This window comes from Simplicispira psychrophila DSM 11588 (assembly GCF_000688255.1).
Lineage (GTDB): Bacteria > Pseudomonadota > Gammaproteobacteria > Burkholderiales > Burkholderiaceae_C > Simplicispira > Simplicispira psychrophila.
Genome location: NZ_JHYS01000033.1, coordinates 1 through 5,246 on the forward strand (window position 1 = coordinate 1; position 5,246 = coordinate 5,246).

The 5,246-nt window shown below is 57.1% G+C and carries 5 protein-coding genes; 2 read left to right on the plus strand and 3 right to left on the minus strand.

Features of this window, described 5'->3' with window-relative positions:
• Window positions 1–415: hypothetical protein (locus Q390_RS18885; protein ID WP_211250514.1), on the minus strand; the 415-nt coding region annotated here is incomplete at its 3' end.
• A 42-nt stretch (window positions 416–457) separates the two neighbouring features.
• A complete protein-coding gene (locus Q390_RS0116920; RefSeq protein WP_027997118.1) occupies window positions 458–1,567 on the minus strand; it encodes a LamG-like jellyroll fold domain-containing protein in 1,110 nt (369 codons plus the stop codon).
• Between the two features lie 272 nt (window positions 1,568–1,839).
• On the opposite strand from Q390_RS0116920, the gene Q390_RS0116925 reads away from it, so the two are divergent.
• Entirely contained in the window at window positions 1,840–2,121 is a 282-nt protein-coding gene (locus Q390_RS0116925; protein ID WP_245606958.1) for a type II toxin-antitoxin system RelB/DinJ family antitoxin, read from the plus strand.
• 230 nt (window positions 2,122–2,351) lie between these two features.
• Here Q390_RS0116925 and Q390_RS20215 read toward each other — a convergent pair whose 3' ends face one another.
• Window positions 2,352–3,341: a helix-turn-helix domain-containing protein gene (locus Q390_RS20215; protein WP_211250517.1), complete on the minus strand. Its 990-nt coding sequence runs from the start codon at window positions 3,339–3,341 to the stop codon at window positions 2,352–2,354.
• A gap of 245 nt (window positions 3,342–3,586) precedes the next feature.
• On the opposite strand from Q390_RS20215, the gene Q390_RS0116935 reads away from it, so the two are divergent.
• Window positions 3,587–5,167, plus strand: a complete 1,581-nt coding sequence (locus tag Q390_RS0116935) for an ATP-binding protein (protein ID WP_211250520.1) — start codon at window positions 3,587–3,589, stop codon at window positions 5,165–5,167.
• Window positions 5,168–5,246: the final 79 nt, after the last annotated feature.

Sequence of the window (5,246 nt, forward strand, 5' to 3'; positions counted from 1 at the left end):
TGATGGTTTGGCTGGCCGTTTTGGTGATGAAGTCGCTTGAAATCGTTCCTGTGTCTGCGCTGAGTGCTATTGATCCGATAGTGATGGTGGGCGCGTCGTCCACTGGGATTATCACGATATCACGTGTAAAGTTCCCGGTTTGCGCGCCATTGCTGCCACCCGCACCCGAATCGGTGATGGCGTAAGTCATCGCCACCGTTCCATAGGCGTTGGCAACCGGCTGGTAGCTCAAGGTGGCAAACGCGGCGTTGATGACGGCTTTGGTGCCGGTAAAGCTCATGCTGGCATCGGCCGCGCCGTCGCCGGTCGTGAACGACAAACCAGTTGTGCTGCTGAAAGTCAGCGAGCCGGTGGGCACGCTGAGGCTGACCGTCATCTCCGCGTTATCGCCGTCATCCACATCAAGAACCACCACCCCAGCTAGCGAGATGGTGGTGTCTTCCAGCCCATAGGCGGCCTAGTAGCTTACTGCCAATTGAATGACCGCCGGGCCGTTGAGCGTGCCTTGCGTGGTGCCGTCAAAACTATGCCCGCTGTAGTCTTGGAAATTGGTATCCAGCACGTAGTTCGCCAGCAACCCGTCGGCAGTGGTCAGCGATTGGTTCATGCCTGCGACGATTTCCGTCTGAGTGCGTACCGTCGTCCAGATGCGCACATCGTGCATGTCGCCACTGAAGTTCGCGTCCCCGCGCCAATGGCTCTCGCCGATCAGGTTGTCGTCGCGCAGCACATTAGCCACGGCGGCGAAGTTGCCTGAGGCCGAGACCGCACCATTGACGTAAAGCGTGGCTGGGCCAGCGCTGCTGTGGGTGATGGCCACATGCGTCCATTGATTAGGCTGAATGTAGGCGCCAGTTATCTGGCCAACCATGGTGCCGTCGATGTTGTTTTGATAAACCAGTTGGCCAGAAGCGCCGTCAAAGCCGAAAACGACGTTGTTGGTTCTCTCGCCTGCTTGAGTCAGCTCAACAATCCGCGACCATGTGCCGTGCTGGGTGACGTAGATCCAGGCTTCGATGGTCATGTCGCCACCAAACGTCATGTCCGGCAAATCGACGAAATCGTCAGCACCATCAAAATGCCCGATCAAGCGGGTTGACCCCAGATAAGGGGCATCGTTGACCGGTGTCACCTCGATCGTCGCTTGCTTGCTGTCAATGCTGTAGGCCGTACCAACCGTGGTATTGCCTGCGCCCTGGAGCAGCGCTGGACTGTAAGAATCAGCCGTCTGATCCCAGACTTTGTAGGTAAAACTGGCGGTGCCATTGAAGTCGCGGGTTGGGTTGTAGCGGATGAGGGTATCCGGTGCCAGCAAACAGGCATTGGTGTCCGACAGCGGGGTAGCGAATTTGTCAAACCCGTACCAGACCGAACCATTCCAGTATTCCCAGCCAGGGTTGGTGGCGGTCACGGCGATGCCAAGCGTGTCGCCATCCTGGTCAGATGCCTGGGCTTTTTGCGATAGAAAGTCGGCCACGGTCATTTGAACCGCCGAACCATCTTCGGTGGTGGCGTTGAAGGCACCACCGAAGATGTTGATGGGCGCGTTGTTGAGAGGATTGGTCATGGCGAGCTTCTTAAAAAAATGGTGGTGAAGGGTTGAACACTTCGGGTGTCATCCAAGCAGGCTGCGGCAATGTCGGGCTGCGGTTGCATAGCCCGTAAGTATCAAAACGCCTAGCAAAACCGTCTATCCGAATCGCGCAAACCGCTATCCAGAAAACGCAAAACAGAATATTTTTTCCACACCTGTGGCCAGCAGGGGTGCCGTGAACGAAGGCGTTTAATTGATTCAATCTCAAATGAGATACATAACTGGCTGCAACACAGGAGGCACCCATGCCCACACAGACATCCATGCTCCACATCCGGGTGGACGAGGACATCAAAGAGCAGGCCACCCAGGCCTTGACGGCCATGGGCCTGTCGATGTCGGATGCGGTGCGGCTGTTTTTGCGCCGTGTCGTAATTGATCAGGCCTTTCCGCTGGAACTCAAAGTGCCGAACGAACAGACGCGTACGGCCATGCAGGAGTCGCGCGCCATGATGGCAACCCAGCGTGCACGCTTTGCCACGGCGGATGCGTTGTTTGCTGATCTTAAAAAAAACAGCCGCCAGTAAACGCGCGCCCTTGCCGCGCGCCGTGGACTACGCCAAAGCCTTTCTCAAGGACTGGCAGCGGTTGTCCCACTCTGGCCGTTACGACATGGTGCGGCTCAAAGAGGCGATGCTGCTATTGATTGCCAACGATGCGCCCTTGGGGTCAAGCAATCAACTTTGTGCGTGCGGGTACCCACGCCGATTTGTTCAGTGCTTGAGGGATGGGCAAGTTCCTGACCCCATTTAACCAGTCATCGCACTAGCGTGTCAGATGGCAACTCACCAAAACGGCGCAGGTAATCGCCAGCAAATCGCCCCATACTGGCAAAGCCGCAACTCAGAGCAATCGCAGTAACGGTGCCGCCGGGTTGTGCCGTGGTCAGCCGTGCGTATGCACACAGCAAGCGCTGTTCGCGCACCCATTGCATGGGTGTGCCGCCAAAGCGCAGCAAAAAAGCATATTGAAGCTGGCGGCGCGACAGGGTGCTGATGCGCTCCAGCTCGCTTAGGGTGATGGCTTGATCAAGATGCGCTTGGATGTATTGGCAAACACCATCAAGCCGGTTGACTACGCTGCGGGTTTCAACCCTGCCCGTATCAAAAAATAGCTCTGGGCGGAGCATCGTCACCATGGCACGGTAAAAGCTGTCGTCCAGCCCCGACACTTCTAAAAAAGAAGGCGTAGCGGCGTACAGATCCAGCGACCGGCACAGGTGGCGCAGCACGATATCAAAGTCTAGATTGCCGGCGCGCAGGGGCACGGTGCGCCCTTGGTCAAGGGCAAAGTTGGGAGCTTCGTCCACGCTGCACCCCAGCATGGCAGCAGCAGTGGCCGCCAGTCGTGGGGGCTGGAAATCGATCATTAGCACCGAGCGGGTGTCGGACTGCCCGCCTCGGGCGCAGGCAGGCATTAGTACGGCTGAATCGTGCTGCTGCCAGACCAGCGGCTCACGCGAGTCGCACAAGGACATGTTTTTACCTGCGGCAAAAGGCACCAGCAGCATGGGTGTCTCTGCGTGCGCCACATTGACCGCCACCGCTGTGCTGGCCGACGCTATCAGCGCCAAATCGGCAAACTTGGCGCTGCTGCTGCGGCTGCAAAATTGGTGCGGGTCACCTACCGCGTCAAAATTTACCCGCCACGCGAACTGCTTGGAGAGGCGATCGCCCACGGCGTTGACCGAAAAATCGGTCTGCGCGTTGTGGTTGCCAAAAACCAAGGGAGGTATCTTTAGGGGCATGCGGCTTACACAGTCAAAGTCAAAGTGTAGGAGTTCTCATAAAAATTGCCCGTGGTACGGATTTGATTCAGACACAACCTATGCGGTGTTGTTGCCGCACGGGGACTGCCCGAAGCTTCCAGAAACTTCCAACATTGTGGGGTTTGGGGCAGAGATACTACGGGTTTTGTAGCTGCCAACGCTTGCCTGAAAAGCGCAAATGGATGTTTTTATATGCAATCACCATGGCCTCCTAAAATCCGCCCATGACCACGCACACCAGCCCCAACTCATTGCCCCGGCGCAAACTGCCCATCGGCATCCAGACATTTGCCAAGCTGCGCGAGGACGATTGCTACTACGTGGACAAAACCGGCTTGGCCATGCAGCTGGTGGCCGAGGGCTCGCACTACTTTTTAAGCCGCCCCCGGCGCTTTGGTAAAAGCCTGTTTTTAGACACTTTGAAAGAGCTGTTCGAGGGCAACCGGGCACTGTTTGAAGGCCTGGCCGCCGACAGCCAGTGGGACTGGGGCACCCAGCACCCGGTGGTGCGCATCAGCTTTGGCGCGGGCGTGATTGCCTCGCGCCACGGGCTGGACCAGGTGCTGCACCAACAACTGAGCCACCACGAAACCCGCTGGGCGCTGCCTACGGCTTTCCCAGATGTGCGCAGCCGGTTTTTGGACCTGATAGAGCGCATTGCAGCCCAAACCGGCCAACGCGTGGTGGTGCTGGTCGACGAGTACGACAAACCCATCTTGGACAACATCGACAACCGCGCTGTGGCTCTGCAGGTGCGCGAGGGGCTGAAAGACCTGTACAGCGTGATCAAAGACAGCGACGCGCACATTCGGTTCGCCTTTCTGACCGGCGTATCCAAGTTCAGCAAAGTCAGCCTGTTTTCGGGCCTCAACAACCTCAAAGACATCACGCTTGACGAGCGCTACAGCGCCCTGTGCGGCTACACCGACGCTGACGTAGACACCGTGTTTGCCGCTGAGCTGCTGGGGCTGGACCGCCAGCAAATTCGCGACTGGTACAACGGCTACAACTGGCTGGGCACCAGCGTGTACAACCCGTTTGATTTACTTTTATTGTTTGACAGCCGTGAGTTTCGGCCCTATTGGTTTGAAACCGGCACACCCACATTTTTGGTCAAACTGCTGACTGAGCGGCAGTTTTTCACGCCCAGCATCAGCCGCCTGCACGCTTCTGAATCTTTGTTGTCAGCCTTTGATGTCGAAGCCATCTCGACCGAAGCGCTGCTGTGGCAAACCGGCTACCTCACTTTGGCAGGCCAGCGCCAGACCGGCGCGCGCACCATGTACGCGCTGGACTACCCCAATTTAGAGGTGCGCAGCGGCCTGAACGACGCGCTGCTCAAGGGCTTAATGGGTGACGCCTCGCTGGCCGAGCAAGTGCAAATTCGCTTGTTTGATGTGCTCAGTGCCTTGGATTTTGTGGCGCTTAAAACGCATTTTCAGAGCCTCTACAGCAGCATTGCGCACCAGTGGTACACCAGCAACCCGATTACGCAGTACGAAGGTTTTTACGCCAGCGTGTTTTACAGCCATTTTTCTGCGCTGGGGCTGGACATCCGGCTTGAAGACGCTACCAATCAGGGCCGCATCGACATGACGGTGCTGTTGAACGGGCACATCTTTTTGTTTGAGTTCAAAGTGGTCGAAAGCTACCCGAATGGCACTGCCTTGCAGCAAATCAAGGACATGGCCTACGCCGACAAGTACCGCAGCCGAGGTGAGCCCATTCACCTGATTGGCGTCGAGTTCAGCAAAGCCAGCCGCAATATCGTCGGCTTTGAGGTGGAAACGCTAGCAGTTTTGTAGCTTCTAGCGCTTGCTGTGATTGGCTCAGAGGCAGTTTTAACCCGCAGCCTGCTCATCTAGCACGCCCACCAGCACAGCA

Bases quoted from the DNA above. Each gene is read 5' to 3' on its own strand.
- Q390_RS0116920 (WP_027997118.1), bottom strand. From the start codon at position 1,567: ATGACCAATCCTCTCAACAACGCGCCCATCAACATCTTCGGTGGTGCC.
- Q390_RS0116925 (WP_245606958.1), top strand. From the start codon at position 1,840: ATGCCCACACAGACATCCATGCTCCACATCCGGGTGGACGAGGACATC.
- Q390_RS20215 (WP_211250517.1), bottom strand. From the start codon at position 3,341: ATGCCCCTAAAGATACCTCCCTTGGTTTTTGGCAACCACAACGCGCAG.
- Q390_RS0116935 (WP_211250520.1), top strand. From the start codon at position 3,587: ATGACCACGCACACCAGCCCCAACTCATTGCCCCGGCGCAAACTGCCC.